General features: G+C 57.1%; 24 protein-coding genes. 13 read left to right on the top strand and 11 right to left on the bottom strand.

Translation table 11 applies throughout. The annotated features are described in order from the left end of the window. Window positions 1-99 precede the first annotated feature (99 nt). Window positions 100-600, bottom strand: a complete 501-nt coding sequence (locus ACR0BD_RS08655; RefSeq protein WP_480696468.1) for an Lrp/AsnC family transcriptional regulator — start codon at window positions 598-600, stop codon at window positions 100-102. 225 nt (window positions 601-825) lie between these two features. Between ACR0BD_RS08655 and trxB the strand changes: the two genes are divergently transcribed. The 4 genes from trxB to ACR0BD_RS08635 all read left to right on the top strand — a co-directional run bounded on the left by trxB (window position 826) and on the right by ACR0BD_RS08635 (window position 5904). Next, window positions 826-1767 (top strand): thioredoxin-disulfide reductase, encoded by a 942-nt coding sequence (gene trxB, locus ACR0BD_RS08650; protein WP_480829989.1) that lies wholly within the window; start codon window positions 826-828, stop codon window positions 1765-1767. 4 nt (window positions 1768-1771) lie between these two features. After that, window positions 1772-2239: an RES family NAD+ phosphorylase gene (locus ACR0BD_RS08645; RefSeq protein ID WP_480829987.1), complete on the top strand. Its 468-nt coding sequence runs from the start codon at window positions 1772-1774 to the stop codon at window positions 2237-2239. A 59-nt stretch (window positions 2240-2298) separates the two neighbouring features. Then, window positions 2299-3984 (top strand): adenylate/guanylate cyclase domain-containing protein, encoded by a 1686-nt coding sequence (locus ACR0BD_RS08640; protein ID WP_480829985.1) that lies wholly within the window; start codon window positions 2299-2301, stop codon window positions 3982-3984. A gap of 201 nt (window positions 3985-4185) precedes the next feature. Beyond that, on the top strand, window positions 4186-5904 hold the full coding sequence (locus ACR0BD_RS08635; RefSeq protein ID WP_480696476.1) for a bifunctional sulfate adenylyltransferase/adenylylsulfate kinase: 1719 nt from the start codon (window positions 4186-4188) through the stop codon (window positions 5902-5904). Between the two features lie 50 nt (window positions 5905-5954). On the opposite strand, the gene ACR0BD_RS08630 is transcribed toward ACR0BD_RS08635, so the two are convergent. The 4 genes from ACR0BD_RS08630 to ACR0BD_RS08615 form a co-directional block, all read right to left on the bottom strand. After that, entirely contained in the window at window positions 5955-6815 is an 861-nt protein-coding gene (locus ACR0BD_RS08630) for a glycosyltransferase family 10 fucosyltransferase (RefSeq protein ID WP_480829984.1), read from the bottom strand. Then, window positions 6815-7699, bottom strand: coding sequence for a PhzF family phenazine biosynthesis protein (locus ACR0BD_RS08625; protein ID WP_480829983.1), 885 nt, complete (start codon window positions 7697-7699; stop codon window positions 6815-6817). Before ACR0BD_RS08625 ends, ACR0BD_RS08630 begins: the two co-directional genes overlap by 1 nt. Before the next feature lie 89 nt (window positions 7700-7788). Next, window positions 7789-8013 carry a DUF1150 family protein gene (locus ACR0BD_RS08620; protein WP_480696482.1) on the bottom strand — a complete coding sequence of 75 codons (225 nt, stop codon included), beginning with the start codon at window positions 8011-8013 and terminating at the stop codon, window positions 7789-7791. A gap of 5 nt (window positions 8014-8018) precedes the next feature. Further along, window positions 8019-8432: an Hsp20 family protein gene (locus ACR0BD_RS08615; protein ID WP_058275530.1), complete on the bottom strand. Its 414-nt coding sequence runs from the start codon at window positions 8430-8432 to the stop codon at window positions 8019-8021. A 162-nt stretch (window positions 8433-8594) separates the two neighbouring features. Here ACR0BD_RS08615 and ACR0BD_RS08610 point away from each other — a divergent pair, with 162 nt between their 5' ends. The 4 genes from ACR0BD_RS08610 to ACR0BD_RS08595 all read left to right on the top strand — a co-directional run bounded on the left by ACR0BD_RS08610 (window position 8595) and on the right by ACR0BD_RS08595 (window position 11192). Further along, the gene (locus ACR0BD_RS08610) at window positions 8595-8819 is read left to right on the top strand and encodes a YdcH family protein (protein ID WP_037308505.1); all 225 of its coding nucleotides are present in this window, start codon (window positions 8595-8597) and stop codon (window positions 8817-8819) included. 65 nt (window positions 8820-8884) lie between these two features. After that, window positions 8885-9370, top strand: coding sequence for a 5-(carboxyamino)imidazole ribonucleotide mutase (purE, locus tag ACR0BD_RS08605; protein WP_480696484.1), 486 nt, complete (start codon window positions 8885-8887; stop codon window positions 9368-9370). Beyond that, window positions 9367-10128 carry an NAD(P)-binding domain-containing protein gene (locus ACR0BD_RS08600; protein WP_480829982.1) on the top strand — a complete coding sequence of 254 codons (762 nt, stop codon included), beginning with the start codon at window positions 9367-9369 and terminating at the stop codon, window positions 10126-10128. The genes purE and ACR0BD_RS08600 overlap by 4 nt, the downstream gene beginning before the upstream one ends. After that, complete coding sequence (locus ACR0BD_RS08595) at window positions 10125-11192, top strand: 5-(carboxyamino)imidazole ribonucleotide synthase (protein WP_480829981.1); 1068 nt, start codon at window positions 10125-10127, stop codon at window positions 11190-11192. The genes ACR0BD_RS08600 and ACR0BD_RS08595 overlap by 4 nt, the downstream gene beginning before the upstream one ends. A 1-nt stretch (window position 11193) precedes the next feature. Here ACR0BD_RS08595 and ACR0BD_RS08590 read toward each other — a convergent pair whose 3' ends face one another. The 6 genes from ACR0BD_RS08590 to ACR0BD_RS08565 all read right to left on the bottom strand — a co-directional run bounded on the left by ACR0BD_RS08590 (window position 11194) and on the right by ACR0BD_RS08565 (window position 16923). After that, window positions 11194-12345, bottom strand: a complete 1152-nt coding sequence (locus ACR0BD_RS08590) for an alpha-D-ribose 1-methylphosphonate 5-triphosphate diphosphatase (RefSeq protein WP_480829979.1) — start codon at window positions 12343-12345, stop codon at window positions 11194-11196. Next, window positions 12342-13115, bottom strand: coding sequence for an esterase/lipase family protein (locus ACR0BD_RS08585; protein ID WP_480829978.1), 774 nt, complete (start codon window positions 13113-13115; stop codon window positions 12342-12344). The genes ACR0BD_RS08590 and ACR0BD_RS08585 overlap by 4 nt, the downstream gene beginning before the upstream one ends. 38 nt (window positions 13116-13153) lie before the next feature. Then, a complete protein-coding gene (locus tag ACR0BD_RS08580) occupies window positions 13154-13996 on the bottom strand; it encodes a DMT family transporter (RefSeq protein WP_480829976.1) in 843 nt (280 codons plus the stop codon). Window positions 13997-14109: 113 nt separating this feature from the next. Then, complete coding sequence (gene groL, locus ACR0BD_RS08575; protein WP_480829975.1) at window positions 14110-15750, bottom strand: chaperonin GroEL; 1641 nt, start codon at window positions 15748-15750, stop codon at window positions 14110-14112. Between the two features lie 56 nt (window positions 15751-15806). Further along, window positions 15807-16094: a co-chaperone GroES gene (groES, locus tag ACR0BD_RS08570; protein ID WP_170352338.1), complete on the bottom strand. Its 288-nt coding sequence runs from the start codon at window positions 16092-16094 to the stop codon at window positions 15807-15809. Window positions 16095-16245: 151 nt separating this feature from the next. Then, window positions 16246-16923, bottom strand: a complete 678-nt coding sequence (locus tag ACR0BD_RS08565) for a DUF2161 domain-containing phosphodiesterase (RefSeq protein WP_480696498.1) — start codon at window positions 16921-16923, stop codon at window positions 16246-16248. A gap of 239 nt (window positions 16924-17162) precedes the next feature. On the opposite strand from ACR0BD_RS08565, the gene ACR0BD_RS08560 reads away from it, so the two are divergent. The 5 genes from ACR0BD_RS08560 to ACR0BD_RS08540 all read left to right on the top strand — a co-directional run bounded on the left by ACR0BD_RS08560 (window position 17163) and on the right by ACR0BD_RS08540 (window position 21328). Continuing rightward, window positions 17163-18047: a TraB/GumN family protein gene (locus tag ACR0BD_RS08560; RefSeq protein WP_480829974.1), complete on the top strand. Its 885-nt coding sequence runs from the start codon at window positions 17163-17165 to the stop codon at window positions 18045-18047. Window positions 18048-18147: 100 nt separating this feature from the next. Then, entirely contained in the window at window positions 18148-19068 is a 921-nt protein-coding gene (locus ACR0BD_RS08555) for a manganese-dependent inorganic pyrophosphatase (protein WP_480829973.1), read from the top strand. Window positions 19069-19294: 226 nt separating this feature from the next. Further along, a complete protein-coding gene (locus ACR0BD_RS08550) occupies window positions 19295-20170 on the top strand; it encodes a TIGR01459 family HAD-type hydrolase (RefSeq protein ID WP_480829972.1) in 876 nt (291 codons plus the stop codon). A 100-nt stretch (window positions 20171-20270) separates the two neighbouring features. Beyond that, window positions 20271-20714, top strand: coding sequence for a MaoC family dehydratase (locus tag ACR0BD_RS08545; RefSeq protein ID WP_480696506.1), 444 nt, complete (start codon window positions 20271-20273; stop codon window positions 20712-20714). A 116-nt stretch (window positions 20715-20830) separates the two neighbouring features. Then, window positions 20831-21328, top strand: coding sequence for a Stf0 family sulfotransferase (locus ACR0BD_RS08540; RefSeq protein ID WP_480829971.1), 498 nt, complete (start codon window positions 20831-20833; stop codon window positions 21326-21328). Window positions 21329-21346 lie beyond the last annotated feature (18 nt).

Raw genomic sequence — 21346 nt, 5'->3', positions numbered from 1 at the left:
AAAGTGGGGGCTTTATGCAGATTATTTTTGGCTGGCTACTATTCGTAGTCGTTACCGCGATTTTACCGCCGTGCTGTTCAGCACATAAACGGATGCGTTTTACGCCATCCGGCTCATGCGTTCTTCCAGGACATCAAAGGGCACGCCGGGCTCGTCTTTAGCACCGCGAATAACAAGCGATGTCTTGACGCTGGCCACGTTCGGCGTGGTCAGCAACTCACCTGTTAGGAATTGCTGAAAACTGCTGAGATCGGGTGCCACGCACTTGAGGATAAAGTCCACTTCGCCATTCAGCATGTGGCATTCGCGAACCAGTGGCCAGTCGCGACAGCGCTCTTCAAAGGCACTAAGTTCTGCCTCAGCCTGACTTTCCAGCCCTACGCTGGCAAAAACCTGAACTTCGAAGCCCAATTCGCGCGCATTTACTTCGGCGTGGTAACCACGGATCAGCCCGGATTCTTCCAACGTGCGGACGCGCCGCAAACAGGGTGGAGCAGAAATACCAACACGTTTTGCCAGTTCGACATTGGTCATGCGACCGTCCGCCTGCAGCTCCGCCAGAATTTTGCGGTCAATCTCATCCAGCCGTGTCGCGACCATAAAATGCTCCTGATTTTTCGGTTGTTATATCAGCAGGCGGAAGATGCGCAATAATGTTTCGCGCTTGCGCAATATTCTTTATCTCAAGCTTCTTTTATCAACGATATTCGCCAGACACATGACGGGTTCTCGGCAGGAAGGGGCTTTAAGCACCCGAACGGGGTCGCTATATCCAGTCGCCAAGGGGCCGCAGGCCCACATCAGGCAGATCGAGTTGGGGGTACCATGGCCGAAACACGTCACACGAAGGTTCTGATCATTGGATCGGGACCGGCCGGATACACTGCGGGCGTCTACGCCAGCCGCGCAATGCTGGAACCGATTCTGGTGCAGGGCATCGAACCCGGCGGTCAGTTGACCACCACGACCGAGGTCGAGAATTGGCCCGGTGACACCGAGGTTCAGGGCCCAGACCTGATGGTCCGGATGCAGGACCACGCCAAAGCGATGGGTTGCGAGGTTATCGGCGACATCATCAGCGATTTGGATCTGTCGAAACGCCCGTTCACCGCGAAAGGCGACAGTGGCACGGTCTATACTGCTGATGCGGTCATCCTGGCCACCGGCGCCCGTGCAAAATGGCTGGGTCTGCCTTCGGAAGACAAGTTCAAGGGCTTTGGCGTCTCAGCCTGTGCCACTTGTGATGGGTTCTTTTATCGCGGGCAGGAAATCGTCGTGATCGGCGGCGGCAACACCGCCGTGGAAGAGGCGCTGTTCCTCACCAACTTTGCCAGCAAAGTGACCCTGATTCACCGCCGTGACGAGCTGCGGGCCGAAAAGATCCTGCAAGATCGTCTGATGAAAAACGAAAAAATCGAACCGCTGTGGTTCCATGAGCTGGACGAAGTGATTGGCACAGATGCACCACTGGGCGTCGAAGCTGTGCGGGTCAAGAATGTGAAAACCGGCGAGATTTCGGAAATTCCGTGTAAGGGCGTTTTCGTTGCTATTGGTCACGCACCAGCAAACGAGTTGGTCAAGGACACGCTAGAGACGCATATGGGTGGCTACGTTGTGACCAAGCCCGGCTCGACCGAAACCTCGGTTCCCGGTGTTTTCGCGGCAGGAGACCTGACGGACCATATCTACCGACAGGCCGTCACCAGCGCCGGGATGGGCTGTATGGCCGCACTGGACGCCGAGCGCTTCCTGGCTGAGCAGGACTAACGCCATGTTGGAATTCTCCGGCCCGGTCTGGAGAATTCTGTTTCAATCACAAGTGATCGCTCCTTTGGCCCCCGCGCGGGCGCCAGAGGGGCGTTTTCACCATTCCGGACAGTTCGCCCTTTATGCATCCCTCAGCGCTGAGGGTGCCGGGATCGCCATCCGCCGGTATGTGTCTTCCGACGACCCACCGCGCGTCTTGCTGTCACTCAGGATCACAGGTGCGCAACTGGTTGATCTGCGCGGTCTCAGCCAAGCCTCGATCATATGGCAAGACCTTCGAACTGAGAGCACGCCCTCCCCCACATGGGGGTTTTCGGACAAGGCGCGTGCCGATGGGGCCGATGGAGTGATCTATAGCTCGCGCACACGGCCCGATCTGAGTCACGTCGCTTTGTTCTCGAATTCACCAAAGCTTATCCAGACGTCAGGCGACGCACGACCATGGGCTCCAGTTTATAGAACCTTGGCTTGACCCTTGGCTGGCCGCATACCAGACTCGGGCCGCGTGCAAACCGATCACAGGTGAACTGAGTGAACAGCGTTTTATGGCAAGGCGGGTGGACGACCCGACTGAGGATCGGCAGTGGGCTGATCCTGTTTGCTTTTGCGTTCTTTCATTTCGTCAATATTGGTCTGGGCCTGTTTCACACCGACTACCTGCACGGGATGCAAGACGGTCGCCACGCCGTTACGCGGCATGATATCGGCAGCGTAATCCTGTATCTGGCCTTGTTTGTACACTTCGGGCTGGCCCTGTATTCGATCAGTCAGCGCCGAACGATGCGGATGCCCTTTAGCATGGCGTTGCAAGTGGTGTTGGGCCTGTTAATCCCCTTGCAATTGATCGCGCACATCGTCCACACGCGATATGCGCACGAGGTTTTCGACGTCAATGACGAGATGGGCTATATCATCGCCCTGATGTGGCCCAGCAGCGCAATCTGGACGCAAAGCCTGCTGTTACTGGTTGTGTGGATACACAGCTGTATTGGCCTGCATATGTGGCTGCGCTTGACGGATTGGTGGTCGCGAACGGCACCTTATCTTGTGGGGCTTGCGGTGTTCGTGCCCTCATTCGCGTTGGCCGGATTGCTGACCGAAGGGCGGCGTATCTGGGCCGACTTCGGCGACCCATTTTTGCGCGAACAGTATTTTGAGTATTACAACTGGCCCTCACCGGAAGAGTTTCAGGCCCTGTTTAGTGTCCGAGAAAATGCCTTGATGGCATTCTGGATCGCGCTTGGGGCTGCGCTCGCTGTGTTTGCCGTTCGCAAACTCTGGCGACGTCGGCACTCTGTCCGGGTCAAGTATGTTGAAGGCCCCGAAGTCATTGCTGAAAAAGGCATGACGTTGCTTGAGATTTCGCAGGCAAACGGCATCCCCCACACGGCACTTTGCGGGGGTAAAGGGCGGTGTACCACCTGCCGCGTGATCGTCGAGGACGGCGCAGCCCAGCTGCCAGCCCCAAGCGATGTCGAAGCCCGAAGCCTTGCCGCCGTCAGCGCGCCAAAAGGCGCAAGGCTCGCCTGCCAAATCCGCCCGACTGAACCGATTACGGCTTTTCGGATGTTCCGCCCCGGTGGCGGACGCAGCCGCGCGCATGCCAGTCAGGGTCAGGAACGTCAGCTGGCCGTTCTGTTTCTGGATATGCGCGGCTTTACCTCGCGCACCACTGGCCAGCTGCCTTACGATATCGTCTTTCTGTTGAACCGGTTCTTTGATGCAATCGTGCCGCCAATTACGGCAGAGCACGGCGTGGTCGACAAATACATGGGCGACGGCCTTCTGGCGGTTTTCGAAACGGCCGACAGTGCAAGCTCGGCCAAAGCAGGTTTGAAGGCAGCCGCCGAGGTCAGCCATGCGCTCGAGCATTTCAACAAACAGATTCAAGCCGAAGGCAGCCCGCCGATCCGCATTGGCATGGGGTTGCACCTAGGGGATCTGGTCTTGGGTGAAATCGGCGCCGCAGGCACAGCGACCCGCACTATTATCGGTGATGCCGTCAACGTTGCCAGCCGCCTGGAAGCCGAAACCAAAGGTCTGGGCGTTGAGTTGCTGGTGTCAGAGGATCTTTTGCAGGCCGCCGGCTTTGGTGGAGGCCAAAATGGCCTACAGTCTTTTCGGTTGCGCGGTGTGACCAAAACGATTCCCGCCTTACCGGTTGTACGGGCCGCGACCTTGTCCCTTGAACCCGCATTACAGGAACACTCAGCCTAAATCTGCCCCTTTTGTCACCAGTCAAAAGGACCTTGGTTGTGAATTACGCCCAATACCGGAAAATCCTTCCAATCCCGGGAAAAACCGCGCATATCGTCCTTTGTTTCATGAATGTATATGGACTTCACCTTCTGGTCGGGGCAAATGCCCCCTAAACGCCCCTGAATCACTGTTAAAACAACCCTTCGCAAGAGTATTCCGATGACGATGTTAAGTAATCTGGCTCCGATCCCTGAACTGTATGTTTCGTATGAATCGGCCCAGAAACTGAAAGTAGAAGCTGCCGACCTGACCAGCTGGGACCTGAGCCCGCGTCAGATTTGCGACCTGGAGCTGCTGATGAATGGCGGCTTCAACCCGCTCAAAGGGTTCCTGACCGAGGCCGATTATGACAACGTCGTCGACAACATGCGTCTTGCCGACGGCACGCTGTGGCCGATGCCGATTACGCTGGACGTCAGCGAAGACTTTGCCGCCGGCATCGAACTGGGTCAGGACATCGCCCTGCGCGACCAGGAAGGTGTTATCCTCGGCACCATGACCGTGACCGACCGCTGGACCCCGGACAAAGCGCGCGAGGCTGAAAAGGTCTTTGGTGCAGATGACGATGCCCACCCGGCCGTGAATTACCTGCACAACGTGGCTGGCAAGGTTTATCTGGGTGGCCCCGTTGTCGGCATTCAACAACCCGTCCACTATGATTTCCGCGCGCGCCGTGACACCCCAAATGAACTACGCGCCTTCTTCCGCAAGCTGGGCTGGCGCCGCATTGTTGCGTTCCAAACCCGCAACCCACTGCACCGCGCGCACCAGGAACTGACCTTCCGCGCCGCGAAAGAAGCGCAGGCCAACCTGCTGATCCACCCGGTTGTCGGCATGACAAAACCGGGCGACGTTGATCACTTCACCCGCGTGCGCTGCTATGAGGCGGTTCTGGACAAATACCCGGCCTCAACCACCTCGATGTCACTGCTGAACCTTGCGATGCGTATGGCTGGCCCGCGCGAGGCGGTTTGGCATGGCCTGATCCGCGCCAACCACGGTTGCACCCACTTCATCGTGGGCCGTGACCACGCAGGCCCCGGCAAGAACAGCCAGGGTGAGGATTTCTATGGCCCCTACGACGCGCAGGACCTGTTCCGCAAATTCCAGGATGAAATTGGCATCGAAATGGTCGATTTCAAACACATGGTCTATGTGCAGGAACGCGCCCAGTACGAGCCGAATGACGAGATCGAAGACAAGGACAACGTCACGATCCTGAACATCTCGGGCACCGAACTGCGCCGCCGTCTGGCCGAAGGTCTGGAAATCCCTGAATGGTTCAGCTTCCCCGAGGTTGTGGCCGAACTGCGCAAGACCAAACCGCCGCGCAGCCAGCAAGGCTTTACCGTGTTCTTCACCGGCTTCTCGGGTTCCGGCAAATCGACTATCGCCAACGCGCTTATGGTCAAGCTGATGGAGATGGGCGGCCGCCCTGTAACCCTGCTGGACGGTGACATTGTTCGTAAGAACCTATCGTCTGAGCTGGGCTTCTCGAAAGAACACCGCGACCTGAACATCCGCCGCATCGGCTATGTGGCTTCGGAAATCACCAAGAACGGCGGTATCGCCATCTGTGCGCCGATCGCGCCTTATGCGACCACCCGCCGGGCCGTCCGGGAAGAGATCGAACAGTTCGGTGCCTTCTGCGAGGTTCACGTCGCTACCAGCATCGAGGAATGCGAACGCCGCGACCGCAAAGGCCTGTATAAACTGGCCCGCGAAGGCAAGATCAAGGAATTCACCGGCATCTCGGACCCCTATGACGTGCCGCAGAACCCTGAGCTGAGCGTCGAGACCGAGAATGTCGATGTCGACAACTGCGCCCATCAGGTACTGCTCAAGCTGGAGAGCATGGGCCTGATCGCAGCGTCCTAAGCACTGACAAATCAATAAAAGGCCCCCGCCATGCGGGGGCTTTTTTGTACCTAAAGCTCCGCGCGGATAGCCGCGACCGCGCGGCTTTCAAAGTCGCCAAACTCTGCCGCTTTTGGTTGGATCGCCTGTATTTTCGGTAGACGCGCCGCGAAATCCTCGGGCGACGCTGCCTGAATGGCGTGTTGTATGTCAGCTGCGGACTCGCAGAGGATCATACCGGTCGTGTCATAGAAATCGTCGATATTAGGGCAGCCCCAATAAATCGGCACCGTTGAACACAAGATCGCATCGGTCAGCTTTTCCGAGAAATAATTCTTCTCTCGCACATTCTCGATCACGACCGAGTACCGGTAAGGGGCCAAACCGTCGGATTTCTGATCGAACGGTGTATACCCGCGGCCCATAATATCCACGTCCGCGCCGACCTCGCGCACCCAATCGATGACCGAATGCCGGAGCTGGTGCCCGACAAGATCGCGCTTGGCCGAAGCTATGAGAGAACAGGACCTGGTCTTTTCCACTGAAAGGTCTTTCCATTCGGGCACCATGGTAACGCCATAGGGTAAAAATACTGCGTTTGGAATGCCTTGCAGCAGGACATCATGGAAAGTCAGGACCCGGAAAAACCGCCGCCACGTCCAGCGCAGCATCCGGTCATGTTTGGCATGGATGGCCGAAGGCTCGCCCATCATCAGTGAGATCTGCGCGCGTGTGCCCCGACGCAATCGCAGATGCACTGTCGAGTTTGGATACATGATCAGGTGATCCGTAGGCTCAAGATCGCCTATCGTTTTTCCGACCAGACGATCCGGGCAACCCTCGGGCCAGATCAGGTCAGCCAAAGGGACCAAAGCCAGTTTCGGTCCCAACCGGTGACCATAAGGCAGGATGGCAATCGCGGGTTCGGTCATCAGATACCCTCCGGCAGATCGACTTGACCGCGCATCAGTACGTGACCGCGCCCAGCGACCTTGATGCCGGTCATCGCCTCTATTGGGCCGACCCGCGTTACGGTTGCCTGTCCCGGGCGGCCCATATCGTGCCCTTGTTCGGCAATAAACCTGTCTTTGGTCATCAAGCCATGCTTCCACAAATAGGCCGCCATCGCCCCGGTGGCAGATCCGGTGAACGGGTCCTCGGGCGGGCTGGGTGGCGCCAACAAGAGGCGAGAAAACGTATCGCCCGCCTCGGTTGCGCCCTTTAGCGTTACAAGAAACGGCTCGGCCATGTCTGATCCGGAAAACCCCGCTTTGGCCGCGACTTCGCGCAATGGCCCTTCGACCAGTTTAGCCGCCCTCAGCGCTGCGTGGTCTCGCAGCACGGTGATACAAAACGGCAAACCCGTAGACACGAACTGAGGTGGGGAAATGATGGTGTCCTCAGGTAGATCAATCGTCGCGGCGACCAGATCGACGGGCACTTGCGCACCGAATTGGGGTGCGACTTGCGTCATCTCGATCTCATCCCCGTTCAGGCGAATCTCGACGATCCCCGCCCCTGTCTCAAGCGTCAGCGCGTCGCCCTCAAACAATCCGCGCGACCGCATGGCCGCAACGGTGGCTATAGTTGGATGTCCGGCAAAGGGAATTTCGCGACTGGCTAGAAAATAGCGCACGCGGATGTCGGCAATGTCCGAGGGCCCGGTAAATGTGCATTCGACCAAAGACGTCTCTTGCACATAGGCCATGCAGGTCGCATCTGAGACGCCCGCTGCACCGTGCACAACCGCGCATCCATTTCCGCCAAAAGCGCGGTCGGTAAAAGCGTCCACCCAGTCAAAGTCAAACCAACTCATTCCTCGTGCCCTCTGCCCTTGACCATTGCAGAGCATATCTCGCCCGGCAGGCGGCAGATGTCACGAGGAAAACGTAAGTTGAGGCGTTGTCAGTGCACGGCCACAGGCGAGAAATCATGCTCGCGCGCAAGGTTGAAGGCCAGCTTGCGGTCGGCAACCAACGCCAGCTGCTGTCCGTCAGAATCGTGTACCGCATAGATCTGATCCAGATCGCCCGCCTGTTCGCGAACTTCCCGAGGCAGATCAGCGACTTCGACCGTTTTCACATAGACGATACGGTCGCCTTCAGCGTTCAGTTCAATCGGTGTATTCATTGCTCTTACCCCTTTCTTATGTTGATCGTTTGTACCACGGTTTCCGGCACGGCTCGGGTCAGATCTACGTGTAGCAGACCGTTTTCCATGATCGCTTCGCCCACCTCGACCCCGTCGGCCAGCACGAACATGCGCTGGAATTGACGCGCCGCGATGCCGCGATGCAGGAATATGCGCCCCTCGCTGTCGTCACGTTGACGGCCCCGGATCACCAATTGGCGGTCCTCGATAGTTATCGACAGGTCCTCTTCCGCGAACCCGGCCACGGCCAAGGTGATGCGATAGGAAAAATCCGAGGTCTGTTCGATATTATAGGGCGGATACCCTTCATTTCCGGCCTTTGCAGACCGTTCCAGAAGGCGTTCCAACTGCTCGAACCCCAAAAGATGCGGGTATGAGCCCAGAGTAAGTTTAGACACGTATATCGTCCTTTATTGTCAAAGCGACGTGTGATGCGGCCCCGTTCTGGCAACCGCGTATGATAGAATATGGGAATATGACCGGATGTCCACAAGGTCTGGCAGGATAAAGCCAGACACACTATCTTGTGTGTTAAGCACCACAATAACCCCGAGTCGCCCATGAATGCGCCCACCGATCTTTCGATGAAAACTGATGAAGTTCTGCGGGTTGAACTGGAGGTTTTCCGCCGTCAACACCGTGATCTGGACGAGGCGATCGAAGCCCTGCAGGCAACCGGAACCTCGGATCAACTCACGATCAAACGGCTGAAAAAGCAAAAACTGCGGCTGAAAGACATTATCCGGCTGATCGAAGACCGCCTGACGCCGGATATCATCGCCTAGCGCATTGCCACATAACCGGATTTAGCTATAGTGCGCGCTCTTTCGGCAGGCAGGGACGCAAGCGAATGAGCGACGTGAAAGTGGGGATCATCATGGGCAGCCAATCTGACTGGCCTACGATGAAAGAAGCTGCGGATATTCTGGATGAATTGGGCGTACCTTATGAAAAGCGCATCGTGTCTGCGCACCGCACGCCGGACCGGTTGTGGGAATACGGTAAGACGGCCGTTTCACGCGGTTTGGATGTGATTATTGCCGGTGCCGGAGGGGCCGCGCATTTGCCCGGCATGATGGCATCGAAAACGCGTGTGCCTGTCATCGGTGTCCCCGTCCAGACACGCGCCTTGTCTGGTGTCGATTCTCTTTATTCCATTGTGCAAATGCCCAAGGGTTTCCCGGTGGCCACAATGGCGATAGGTGCCGCTGGCGGGGCAAATGCGGGTCTTATGGCGGCCGGTATCCTGGCGCTTCAGGATGATGATCTTGCTCAGCGGCTTGAGGCATGGCGCGATGCGCTGTCTGCCTCAATCCCTGAGGAGCCTCAGGGATGAGCCGTATCGGGATAATCGGCACGGGTCACATCGCAGCCCCTATCGCGCGCCACCTTGCGGCCAAAGGACACACGATCACCGTAACCGAACGAAATGCCGATGTATCAAGCGCATTGAAGGCTGAATTAGGTGTGGCTGTCACGGACCCTCAAGGTGTCATAGACGCGTCCGAGATCGTGTTTCTGTGCCTGCGCCCTCATGTTGCGACCGAGGTACTGGCCCCATTGACCTTTCGTGCAGACCAAAAGATCGTCTCGGTGATGGCCGCCGTTTCGGCATCGCAACTGGAGCAGCTTTGCGCGCCTGCATCGGATTTTGTCCAAACGATCCCTCTGGGCTTTTTGCAGCCGGGCGGATGCCCGATGGCTGCCTTTGGCAATGACACCTTGCTGGCGGATTTGTTGGCACCCGAAAACCCGGTCATCAAGGTCGCTGACGAAGCAGCGCTGAACGCGCATTTCGCAATCTGCGCTATGGTTCCCGGTATTCTTGACCTGATGGCAACCGGTGCCGGTTGGCTGGCCGAACAGACCGGTGATGCGGATGGTGCAGAGTTTTACACAACTCAGCTATTGGCTGGTTTCTTGGCGAGCATGGAAACTGGTACTGCGGGACGATTGGCGCAGGAACGTGACGCGCTTGCAACCGATGGCACGCTTAGCCTGCAAATGACGCAAGGTCTGCAAACAGGACACGCTCATGAGGCGCTGCGGGCTGCCTTAACAGCCATCGGAAAACGGTTGGAGACGGAAGAATGACCGACAGACTCGCGCCGGGCGCAACGATTGGAATTCTTGGCGGCGGGCAGCTGGGCCGAATGCTGTCTGTTGCAGCGGCTCGGCTTGGTTTCGCGACGCATATTTACGAGCCGGGCGCCAATCCCCCCGCTGGTCATGTGGCCCATCATGTGACCACTGCGGCATATGACGATCAGACAGCGCTCGAAGCGTTTGCGCAGTCGGTAGACGTAATCACCTATGAGTTCGAAAACATCCCGACCGAAGCGCTGGATCTGCTTGAGGCCCATTGCCCGATCCGTCCGGGCCGCGAAGCACTGCGCGTCAGTCAGGACAGGCTGACAGAAAAGACGTTTCTGCAGGGCCTTGGTCTGCAGACCGCTCCGTTTGCCGATATCACTGATCTGGACAGCCTGAATGCGGCGATTGACCAAATTGGCGTGCCTGCAATTCTGAAAACCCGTCGATTTGGATATGATGGTAAAGGGCAGGCACGTCTGCGCACCGCTGACGACGCCGAGGCCGCCCTGGCCGACATGGCAGGAGCACCTGCAATCCTTGAGGGCTTCATAGATTTCAGCCACGAGGTTTCAATCATCGCCGCCCGAGGGCTGGACGGTCAGGTGGCCTGCTTTGACCCCGGTGAAAACGTGCACCGGGACGGTATCCTGCATACAACCACAGTCCCTGCCCGCCTGCGTCCTGCACAACGCACCGACGCCGTATTGCTGGCGGCCAATATCCTGAACGCCTTGGACTATGTCGGCGTTATGGGGGTTGAGCTTTTCGTGACGCCAGACGGCCTCATCGTGAACGAGATCGCCCCACGCGTTCATAACTCGGGTCACTGGACCCAGAACGGGTGTGCTGTGGATCAGTTTGAACAGCACATTCGCGCTGTAGCCGGTTGGCCGCTTGGGGATGGGCAACGGCATTCCGACGTGGTGATGGAAAACCTGATCGGCGAAGATATGGACCGCGTTCCTGCACTGGCCGAAGAAGGCGACGTGGCCTTACATCTGTATGGCAAGGCCGAGGTTAAGGCGGGCCGCAAGATGGGCCACTTCAATCGGATTTCGCGGTAATTCAGCCAACAAACCGGGCAGCAATATCACCCGACATATAACTGACCCGTCCTGCGGAAAGCGTGGCGGCGACGCGGCAGGTATGCTTGTCCAATATTACGAGATCGGCGCGCTTGCCGGGTGTAAGTGTGCCGCGGTCTTGCAATCCCAACACCTGCGCGGGGCCTTCGGACACCAACCGCCAAGCCCCCTCAAAATCAAGCAGCCCCGACTTGGCCAACATCAAAGCCGCCCGCCGTGGGCTGGGATAGTGATAATCCGATGCCAAAGCATCACACAAACCCATCGCAATAAGATCCAGCGCACTTGCGTTTCCTTTGTGCGAACCGCCTCTGACCACATTCGGCGACCCGAGGATAATATGATCACCCCCTGCACGGGCAGCTTCGGCAGCTTCGATTGTCTCAGGAAACTCAGCGATCCGCGCTCCGCGGTCTCGCCAGACAGAGCGCGTTTCGGCTGTCGCGTCGTCGTGGCTACCCAAACGAACACCTTGCGCACTAAGCGTTGCGCATAAATCATCCAATGCCACAGGCACCTCTGCGCCACGCGCATGCATCGTCAGTAACATGTCAAAATGCACGTCCGGGTTACGACCGGCCTTGAGCGCTTGACCGGTCAAACGCGGCGGCTTGCGCCCCTCGGACAACCGGTCATGCGGAAGATGGTCGTTGAAAACCACGTAAGGCACCTGCCACGCAGCAATACGTTCCGGCAGCGCGGCATAGTCGTCCAGCATGTGCGTCTCGAACCGCAACTGCGGCATCAGGTCGGTCACAACCCGGTCTCTGACCGAGGCTATGGCATGGAACACCTGCTCAGCAAATTCCGGCCCGCGCACACCGCCTTCCCAGCTATGAAACTGCGCAAGGACTGCCGTGGTGATCCCGTTTGCGGCCAGTTCAGCCTCAACCGAAAGGATGCCCTCATCCATCTGTTTCATTGCGCCACGTCGCGGGGCAATGTGGCGCTCGAACCCGTCGCCGTGCAGGTCAATTATTCCCGGCAAAACGAGGTATCCGGAAAGGTCGACTTTGCGCGCAGTTGGGTTGGTCTGGATGACACCTTCGGCCATCGTCAGCTCTGCTGACAGCAGACCATGTCCCGGCAACAAGACTTCTGCACCGGTTAGGGTGAGGTTCAGTGCCGTCATTCTGAACGCTCCGATTCAGGTTCCGAACAATCACGTCCGATGCAAATCTCGTCAATTACGTCCATCACACCGTCCAGCCAGGTAATCTGTGGATCAAACTGGCCAAACTCGATGAAATGCAGAGCCTGCGCCATGACGCGCGGGTTGTTCATCATAAACGTGTGCGTCACGGGCAAGACAATATGGTCACTCATCCCATCAACCTTTGTCGTCTCAACCGAAACCTTGCCGTCATCCGGCCCATCGATCAGCGAAGAGAACAAAGGGTTTAACGAGTTTTCACCGGCGATCACGCCCAGCTCGAAATCCGCGGGTGGCAGTTTCCGTGGCAGCCCCTCAGGCCCGGTTCCAAGCATCAGACCTGCGGGCCCGTGCAGCAAGCCGAACACTTCGTAGTCGCCTAATTCGTCCACAAGTTGGCTGCCTTGATTTGGCGGCCCAAGCATCACGACCCGGCCAAGGTTCTCGGGATCGTGGTCCTGCAACCAATACCGCAACAGGATACCGCCCATCGAATGCGCGACCACATTTACAGTATCTGTCCCACACTGGGCAAAGGCCGCAGGCAGCGTCTGGTTCGCAAGATCCTGAATAGGCAAGTCAGTTGACGGATAACCCGGACGCACAACTGTGTACCCGTGGGCTTTGAACAATTGCTCCATCACCGTGAAAGACGCCTCTGTCCTGGCGAGACCGTGTAACAGCACAACGCACTTCGCCTGTGCGAAGGTCGGGACCAGGAACAATATCAGGGCGAACAGGTATCTCATAGCGGCCAGATAAGCGCAAACCTGCCCCGATAAAACCCCTAGCGCGGCGTCAGGCGTAACACTGCCAATGCGATGCCGCCCAGAACCATCGCCGCGCCGAACACCAAACGTAACCCCGCGGTTTCACCCAGTAGGATGACCCCGCCTACGATGGCGATGATCGGGACGCTTAGCTGCACCACCGCTGCGGTCGTTGGCGCAAGCTGTGGCAGCACGCGATACCACAACGCGTAGCCCAACCCTGAGGTGACGCCGCCAGACATTGCCGCCAGTGCATAGCCGGCAAAGGTCATGTTCCAATCGATGCCAACCGCAAGCAACGCCAATGCGGTGACAGGTAAGGCGACCACGAAATTGGCGGCCGTCCCAGACAGCGCATCGGGTTCAGACCGTCCAACCAGCGAATAGATGGCCCAACCGATCCCGGCCGCACTCATCAGGATAGCGCCGACTGGGCTCACCTGCACTTCTCCGGATGGCCAAAGCACCCAGGCAAGTCCAGCCAAAGCGACGGCCGCCCCTGCGATTTGACGCGCGCTCGGGGTTGCACCGATTACGGAAGTGACGGTGAACATGGTGATCTGCACGACCCCAAACAGGATCAATGCGCCCAATCCCGCGTCCAGCGTCAGATAGGCGATCGAGAAACCAATCATATACAAAGACAAGGACCCTGCCCCGGCGATCCGGCGTTTGTCCAACAAAGGCAGCGATCCGCCCTTCATTCGAACCAACAGCGCCAGTACGACAGCCCCGGCCAATACGCGTATGACAGCAAATCCAGCAGGGTCACTGGCACCACTGTCGATGGCCAGACGGTTCAGGATAGAATTCGCCGCAAAGGCGCACATGGTGAGGGCAGAGAGCAGAAACAGACGCATAACAACGGCATAGCGGGTTCGACGTGTTTTGCACACTCACATTCTGGGGGGATTAAAACGAAACGGGGCCGCCCGAAGGCGACCCCATCTATTAGCACTATGGCTAAGGCAGCTTACATCATGCCGCCCATGCCGCCCATGTCGGGCATACCGCCACCAGCAGGTGCATCTTTCTGCGGCTTGTCTGCGACCATCGCTTCGGTGGTGATCAGCAGGCCAGCAACCGATGCTGCATCTTCCAGAGCAGTACGGACAACTTTGGCAGGGTCGATCACACCGAATGCGAACATGTCACCATATTCTTCGGTCTGAGCGTTGAAACCAAAGGCTGCGTCAGCGGATTCGCGTACTTTGCCAGCAACGACAGCGCCGTCGACACCTGCGTTTTCAGCGATCTGGCGCAGAGGCGCCTCGATTGCCTTGCGAACGATGTTGACGCCAGCGTTCTGGTCAGCGTTTGCACCTTCGACAGAATCCAGCGCTTTGCCGGCCTGAACCAGAGCAACACCACCGCCCACAACGACGCCTTCCTGCACAGCAGCGCGTGTTGCGTTCAGAGCATCGTCCACACGGTCCTTACGCTCTTTCACTTCAACCTCGGTCATGCCGCCGACGCGGATAACAGCAACACCGCCTGCCAGTTTGGCAACGCGCTCTTGCAGCTTCTCACGGTCGTAGTCCGACGAGGTTTCTTCGATCTGAGTGCGGATCTGAGCAACACGTGCTTCGATCTCGGCTTTCTCGCCAGCACCGTCGACGATGGTGGTTTCGTCTTTGGTGATTTCGATTTTCTTGGCGGTGCCCAGCATGTCCATGGTGACGGACTCGAGCTTCATGCCCAGATCTTCGCTGATGACCTGACCGCCGGTCAGGATCGCGATGTCCTGCAGCATGGCTTTGCGGCGATCGCCGAAGCCCGGTGCCTTGACAGCAGCAATTTTCAGGCCGCCGCGCAGTTTGTTGACCACGAGGGTGGCCAGCGCTTCGCCTTCAACGTCTTCGGCAATGATCAGCAGCGGCTTTTGCGACTGGATCACCTGCTCCAGCAGCGGAACCATCGGCTGCAGCGAGGACAGTTTCTTTTCGTGCAACAGGATCATGCAGTCGTCGAGCTCTGCGATCATCTTGTCTGCGTTGGTGACGAAGTAAGGCGACAGGTAGCCACGGTCGAACTGCATACCTTCGACAACATCGGTCTCGGTTTCCAGACCTTTGTTTTCTTCGACGGTGATAACGCCTTCGTTGCCAACTTTCTGCATCGCGTCTGCGATCTGCTGGCCAATTTCGGCTTCGCCGTTGGCCGAGATGGTGCCAACCTGAGCAACTTCGGCCGAGTCTTTGACTTCGCGCGAAGCCGACTTGATGCCTTCAACAACCTTGGCGGTTGCCAGGTCGATGCCGCGCTTCAGGTCCATCGGGTTTAGGCCAGCAGCAACCTGCTTGAGACCTTCGCGAACGATGGCTTGAGCCAGAACGGTTGCGGTGGTGGTGCCGTCACCGGCTTCGTCATTGGTGCGGCTGGCGACTTCTTTCACCATCTGCGCGCCCATGTTTTCGAACTTGTCTTCCAGTTCGACTTCTTTGGCAACCGATACACCGTCTTTGGTGATGCGCGGTGCGCCAAACGATTTGTCCAGAACCACGTTGCGGCCTTTGGGGCCCAGGGTCACTTTTACCGCGTCGGCCAGGATGTTTACGCCTGCCAGCATGCGGTTACGGGCATCGGTGTCAAACTTGACGTCCTTAGCAGCCATGTCGTTTCTCCTTGAGAAATAAGTTGTAAATGAAGATCAGAGTGAAGCGCGGGGGCTTACTCGATGATCCCCATGATGTCGCTTTCTTTCATCATCAGCAGCTCTTCGCCGTCGACCTGAACCTCAGTGCCCGACCATTTGCCGAACAGGATCTTGTCGCCAGCTTTGACCGCCATTGCGATCAGCTCGCCGCTGTCCTTGCGTGCGCCTTCGCCGGTTGCGACGACTTCGCCTTCGCTGGGCTTTTCTTTTGCGCTGTCAGGAATGATCAGGCCGCCTGCGGTTTTCTCTTCGCTTTCTGTACGGCGAACCAGCACACGGTCATGAAGCGGTTTCAATGCCATCTTTGCAGCTCCTTGGGCTCAAAGTTTGTTAATCCTCCCCTCGCCAAACGGCGGGGCGTTAGCACTCATGCTTGCCGAGTGATAACGACGCATAGCTAGGGAGTCTAAAACCCCGAGTCAACAAGCTGCGCCGGATTTTTTCGCCAATACCTCAATCAGGCTGATCCCAGCTATAGGCCCAGTGCTTCAAGCCCTCTTGGCCCGCTTCCGTCAGCGCGTAGATGCCTGTCTCTACTTTAGCAAACCAACCATAATGGTTTTCGCGCATCAGCCGGGTTGCATGGGGGACACCAGTCGCCTTTGAGACATCGGCTCCCTTGGTTGCACCGCTTTCAGCTAGATAAGCCGCGCATTTCAATGCATCCTGCCTGTACGCCGTGACGATCCCATGCCGGGTGGCGCCTCCCGCGTTTGGATCCCCTTCAAGCCGATCAAACTCGCGCAGTAACCGGGCGGATTTGGCCTGGTTCTTGCGCGGTGCATATGGTCCCGGATCACATTGCACCTCAACCGCGCCGTCCCGTTCGCGCACTGTAATCAGGCCCAAACCCAACCTTCGGCACATCGCCAGATTATCTTTCAAAGCGCGACGTGCCGTACGCCCTTTGGGTTTTAGAACGCCTATATAGACCTGATCCGTCACCCGAAGCCGTGTGATCGCCTGATGGAACAGCGCCAGCGAAAAGCGCAATTTCAACTCAACGATAACCGGTTCTTCACCCTCTCGAACGGCCACGACATCTGCCGCTCCAACCTCACCTTTAACGGTATACCCCTGACGCTCGAATAACGCCTTGATCGGCGGGTAAAGATCCTGCTCTCGCTTCATTCGGCCATGCTAGGCAATTTGATGTGGAATGCCAGACACAGATCAACGTGTCCTACAGGTAACGTGCTTGAACAGGGGTCTTGGCCAAGGCAAGGTCGCGACACATATATATGTCACTTACTGAGTTAACCGGGATGGCCCTCATGCGTTTCTTGTCTTTCGCCTTGTTCTTGTTACTGCCGCTCACTGCCCACGCGGCATGCCAAGGCCGAGACCTCCGGCCCGATTTGAGCCCCGAAATGCGCGCAGAGATTGACAGGGCTGTGGCCAACGTACCCTTTTCCGAGGGCAACCATTGGATCGCGACCAAGGGCAACACGACGCTGCATTTGATAGGGACGCTGCACACCAACGATCCTCGCATGGATGCCGTTCTGGATGGTCTGGCTCCGACGCTGTCCAATGCCGATGCGTTCTACTTCGAAGTGACTCAGGACAAGATGGATTCGTTTGAGCAGCAGTTGGCCCAGGATCTTAGCCCGGTTTTGATCACGTCCGGCCCGACACTGATTGACCTGATGTCCGAAGAAGATTGGGCAACGCTGTCCGTAGGGCTGGCCGATCGCGGCATTCCAACCTGGATGGCCGCGAAGATGCGCCCATGGTTTCTGAGCATGATGCTTGGCGTACCGCCCTGCATGACGCAAGACGACACCGCGAGCTACGGCATGGACGCGCGCCTGACCGACCTGGCGGTTGAGCACAACATCCCTCAGTATTCATTGGAAGAGATCGATGAGCTGATGGCAATGTTTGACCATCATCCGCTGGAAAAGCAGGTGCAGTCTCTTGTAAGAATGGCCTCCGCCTTTGAAAGCAGTGAAGATCAGCTGGCGACAATGTTGAACGCCTATCTTGAAGAAAAGCACGGCGAGATCATTCAATTCGCACGCCTGCAAGGGCTTGAGACATCGGGCCTGACGCAAGAGGTATTCGACGAAGAATGGGGCGGGTTCGAAGAACAACTTTTGGTCGAACGCAACAACAACTGGATGAAGCACATTCTGGGGCTTGAAGACCAAACAGCTGTCATCGCAGTCGGAGCGGGCCATTTGGCCGGTGAGCATGGCTTGTTGAATCAGTTACAGCAGGCAGGATACACGCTGGAACGCGCGCCTTTCTAAGCCGAAATACACCCTTCGTCGCAGTTTACGCAGGGGCGGGTGACAAGCGTGTCCGCGCGCCCTATAAGGCGCGCAAATTTACCATCCTCAGGACGCTGATATGACAACCCTCGTATTTGGACATAAATCCCCCGACACCGATTCCACCGGCTCTCCGATCCTTTGGTCGTGGTACCTGAACGAAGTCAAAGGCGAACCGGCCGAACCTGTTCTGCTGGGCGAACCCAACACCGAGGCCGCGTTCATGCTGCAACGCTGGGACTTGCCTAAACCGCGCATGATTGACGACGTAGATGCGGATGCACCGGTTGTCATCGTAGACACCAACAATCCAGCGGAATTGCCCACCAGCGTCAACAGCGCCGACATCCGCGCCATCATTGACCACCACAAACTGGTAGGTGGCCTGGAAACCAAAGGCCCAATCGACATCACAGTGCGCCCACTGGCCTGCACCGCGACCATCATGGTTGACCTGATGGGCGACGACGCCGCCAAAATGCCTGACGCCGTCAAAGGCGCAGCGCTGACCTGCATCCTGTCGGACACGCTGGAATTCCGCTCGCCCACCACAACTGCGCATGACCGTGCAGTGGCCGAAAAACTGGCAGCTGAATTGGGTCTCGACGTCTCAAGCTATGCCGCCGACATGTTCGCGGCAAAGTCGGATGTTTCGTCCTTCTCGGACGCAGAACTGATCCGCATGGACAGCAAGGAATACGAGGTCGACGGCACCAAGTTCCGCGTCTCGGTTCTGGAAACCACCGCTCCGGGCGTTGTGCTGGACCGCAAAGCGAGTCTGGCCGAGTCGATGGTCGGTGTTGCGGAAGAAGACGGCGTAGATCAGGTTCTTCTGTTCGTGGTCGATATCCTGAACGAAGAAGCCACTTTGCTGGTTCCCAATGAACTGGTCAAAGGCGTTGCAGAAAAAAGTTTCGGCGCGTCTGTCAATGGCGACGCAGTAGTTTTGCCAGGCATCATGAGCCGCAAAAAGCAGATCATACCCAACCTAAAGGTCTGATAGAAACAGAGGGCGCCCTGCGGGGCGCCTTTTTTGCGAGGCTCTGCCTCGCGCTCCGGGATATTTTTAGCCAGATGAATAGAGGATCCCTTGCTTCATCTGGCCCCAAATATCCTGGGGGAGGCGCCCGGAACGGGCGGCGGGGGCAAAGCCCCCTACTGGCCAAACGGGTCAGGCTCTGCCATAGGCTTAGGCATTCATTCCGCCGTGCCAACAGGGGCCTATCATGACGCAGATCATCCACACATTGTCCGAAGTCTCTGACCGCTACAAAGCGCTCTTCGTCGACCTGTGGGGCTGCGTGCATAACGGTATCACCGCTTACCCAGAGGCAGTGGCTGCGCTTCAGGCGTATCGGGCTGCGGGTGGTATTGTTGTTCTGGTGACCAACTCTCCGAAACCGCGTGCAGGTGTGGCGCATCAGCTTGAACAATTCAACGTGCCCAAGGAGGCTTATGACACAATTGCCACCAGCGGCGACTCCGCCCGGTCTGCCATGTTTCGCGGTGCGGTGGGTGAGAAAGTCTATTTCATGGGTGAATGGGAACGTGATGCCGGATTCTTTGAGCCGCTAAAGCTCCTGCACCACCCTATCCATATTGAACGCGTCCCTTTGGATCAGGCGGAAGGTATCGTTTGTTGCGGCCCATTTGATCCAATGGCTGATCCTTCCGTGAACCGCGCAGATTTTCTGTACGCCAAGCAGAAGGGAATGAAGCTGCTATGCGCCAACCCTGACATTGTTGTCGACCGCGGCGAGATACGCGAATGGTGTGCAGGTGCGCTGGCCAAGCTTTATACAGAAATGGGAGGCGAGAGTCTGTATTTCGGCAAGCCACATCCACCCATTTACGATCTGGCACGACGCAGGTTGCAAGAATTGGGTCAGGATATCCCAGACGGCGATATCTTGGTGATTGGTGATGGCCCTCATACGGATATCCTGGGGGGTATGGGCGAAGGGATTGATTCCCTTTTCATTTCCGGCGGACTGGCCGCGGCCGAGACCAAAACGTCGCACCATCCGCACCACGAATCCCTAACTGATTATATTGCAAGGGAAAATATCAATCCGACCTATACGATTGGCAAACTACGCTAGTCAAAAAAGTCTTGATTTTCTGCATCTGCAAAGTAATAAAGTTGCTCAACACGGGCAACTGTAGTTCTTTTGTTGCCCCTTGAAATTAAGTGAGGGCGACATGTTGGACAACCTTCCACGCGGAACGATCTGCATTGAAGACATCGAAATGGGCATGACCCGCCACCTGCGCAAAGTGGTGACGGACGAAGATATCGAGATGTTCGCGCAGGTATCAACAGATCGAAATCCGGTTCATTTGGATGATGACTATGCTCGCGACACGATTTTCCAAGGTCGCATTGCGCACGGCATGCTGACAGCCGGGTTGATTTCGGCCGTGATCGGTGAACAGCTGCCCGGCCACGGAACAGTGTATATGGGACAATCGCTAAAGTTTCTCGCCCCTGTTCGCCCTGGCGACATGGTCTATGCCGAGGTCAAAGTTGTGGATATCGACTTTGCCAAGCGCCGCGTGAAACTTGATTGCCATTGCGCCGTCGACGGCAAAAAGGTTTTGGTTGGCGAAGCTATGGTGCTGGCACCGTCTCGTAAATTCGACTGATCCGCCCCGCGCTTATACTGGGGCGACTTGAAATCTAGAACGCACCAGCCAGTCACAGGATTGATACGTAAAAGCGGAATGGTTCGACCACGTTGGTTATCCGGGCCGAAAAGCTCATGGACCGTTTTAACGCCTACATTCTCTGCACCACCCCACGTAGTGGCAGTACAATGCTGTGTCGGCTGTTGACCGATTCTGGTGTGGCGGGCCGACCGAAATCGTATTTTCAAGACCCTTTTGTCTTTGCGTGGCTACAGTATCCGGTGCTCACAAATACACAATTCGATAGTCAAAGATCTGCTGTGGCCGCAGCCTTTTCAGACGCCAAGAAACTTGGGCAAGGAAACCGCGATCTTTTTGGCCTGCGTCTTCAGGGGCGCAGTCTGAAATATCTTCTGAGCCAACTCGCCATATTGCACCCCGAAAAAAGAAACAACCTGCACCGCATTGAAAGTGCTTTTGGGGCGACGCGTTTTCTGTATCTGACACGCGAGAACACGCTTGATCAGGACGCGTCCGTTGTCAAAAACGTATCCGTGTCCACGGCGAGGCTATCCGATTCCATCAACCAGGAATGGGCTGCTCGTTTCCGGTTTGAACACCCGACGCTTTGATCGTGCAAACAGGCGCTT

The organism is Ruegeria sp. G5 (assembly GCF_056533365.1).
Note: the sequence above shows the minus strand (reverse complement) of the source record. Positions and strands in the feature narration are given on the sequence as shown.

Coding starts and splice junctions, on each gene's coding strand:
- ACR0BD_RS08655 (WP_480696468.1), bottom strand. CDS start 600: ATGGTCGCGACACGGCTGGATGAGATTGACCGCAAAATTCTGGCGGAG.
- trxB (WP_480829989.1), top strand. CDS start 826: ATGGCCGAAACACGTCACACGAAGGTTCTGATCATTGGATCGGGACCG.
- ACR0BD_RS08645 (WP_480829987.1), top strand. CDS start 1,772: ATGTTGGAATTCTCCGGCCCGGTCTGGAGAATTCTGTTTCAATCACAA.
- ACR0BD_RS08635 (WP_480696476.1), top strand. CDS start 4,186: ATGACGATGTTAAGTAATCTGGCTCCGATCCCTGAACTGTATGTTTCG.
- ACR0BD_RS08630 (WP_480829984.1), bottom strand. CDS start 6,815: ATGACCGAACCCGCGATTGCCATCCTGCCTTATGGTCACCGGTTGGGA.
- ACR0BD_RS08625 (WP_480829983.1), bottom strand. CDS start 7,699: ATGAGTTGGTTTGACTTTGACTGGGTGGACGCTTTTACCGACCGCGCT.
- ACR0BD_RS08620 (WP_480696482.1), bottom strand. CDS start 8,013: ATGAATACACCGATTGAACTGAACGCTGAAGGCGACCGTATCGTCTAT.
- ACR0BD_RS08610 (WP_037308505.1), top strand. CDS start 8,595: ATGAATGCGCCCACCGATCTTTCGATGAAAACTGATGAAGTTCTGCGG.
- purE (WP_480696484.1), top strand. CDS start 8,885: ATGAGCGACGTGAAAGTGGGGATCATCATGGGCAGCCAATCTGACTGG.
- ACR0BD_RS08600 (WP_480829982.1), top strand. CDS start 9,367: ATGAGCCGTATCGGGATAATCGGCACGGGTCACATCGCAGCCCCTATC.
- ACR0BD_RS08595 (WP_480829981.1), top strand. CDS start 10,125: ATGACCGACAGACTCGCGCCGGGCGCAACGATTGGAATTCTTGGCGGC.
- ACR0BD_RS08590 (WP_480829979.1), bottom strand. CDS start 12,345: ATGACGGCACTGAACCTCACCCTAACCGGTGCAGAAGTCTTGTTGCCG.
- ACR0BD_RS08585 (WP_480829978.1), bottom strand. CDS start 13,115: ATGAGATACCTGTTCGCCCTGATATTGTTCCTGGTCCCGACCTTCGCA.
- ACR0BD_RS08580 (WP_480829976.1), bottom strand. CDS start 13,996: ATGCGTCTGTTTCTGCTCTCTGCCCTCACCATGTGCGCCTTTGCGGCG.
- groL (WP_480829975.1), bottom strand. CDS start 15,750: ATGGCTGCTAAGGACGTCAAGTTTGACACCGATGCCCGTAACCGCATG.
- groES (WP_170352338.1), bottom strand. CDS start 16,094: ATGGCATTGAAACCGCTTCATGACCGTGTGCTGGTTCGCCGTACAGAA.
- ACR0BD_RS08565 (WP_480696498.1), bottom strand. CDS start 16,923: ATGAAGCGAGAGCAGGATCTTTACCCGCCGATCAAGGCGTTATTCGAG.
- ACR0BD_RS08560 (WP_480829974.1), top strand. CDS start 17,163: ATGCGCGCAGAGATTGACAGGGCTGTGGCCAACGTACCCTTTTCCGAG.
- ACR0BD_RS08555 (WP_480829973.1), top strand. CDS start 18,148: ATGACAACCCTCGTATTTGGACATAAATCCCCCGACACCGATTCCACC.
- ACR0BD_RS08550 (WP_480829972.1), top strand. CDS start 19,295: ATGACGCAGATCATCCACACATTGTCCGAAGTCTCTGACCGCTACAAA.
- ACR0BD_RS08545 (WP_480696506.1), top strand. CDS start 20,271: ATGTTGGACAACCTTCCACGCGGAACGATCTGCATTGAAGACATCGAA.
- ACR0BD_RS08540 (WP_480829971.1), top strand. CDS start 20,831: ATGGACCGTTTTAACGCCTACATTCTCTGCACCACCCCACGTAGTGGC.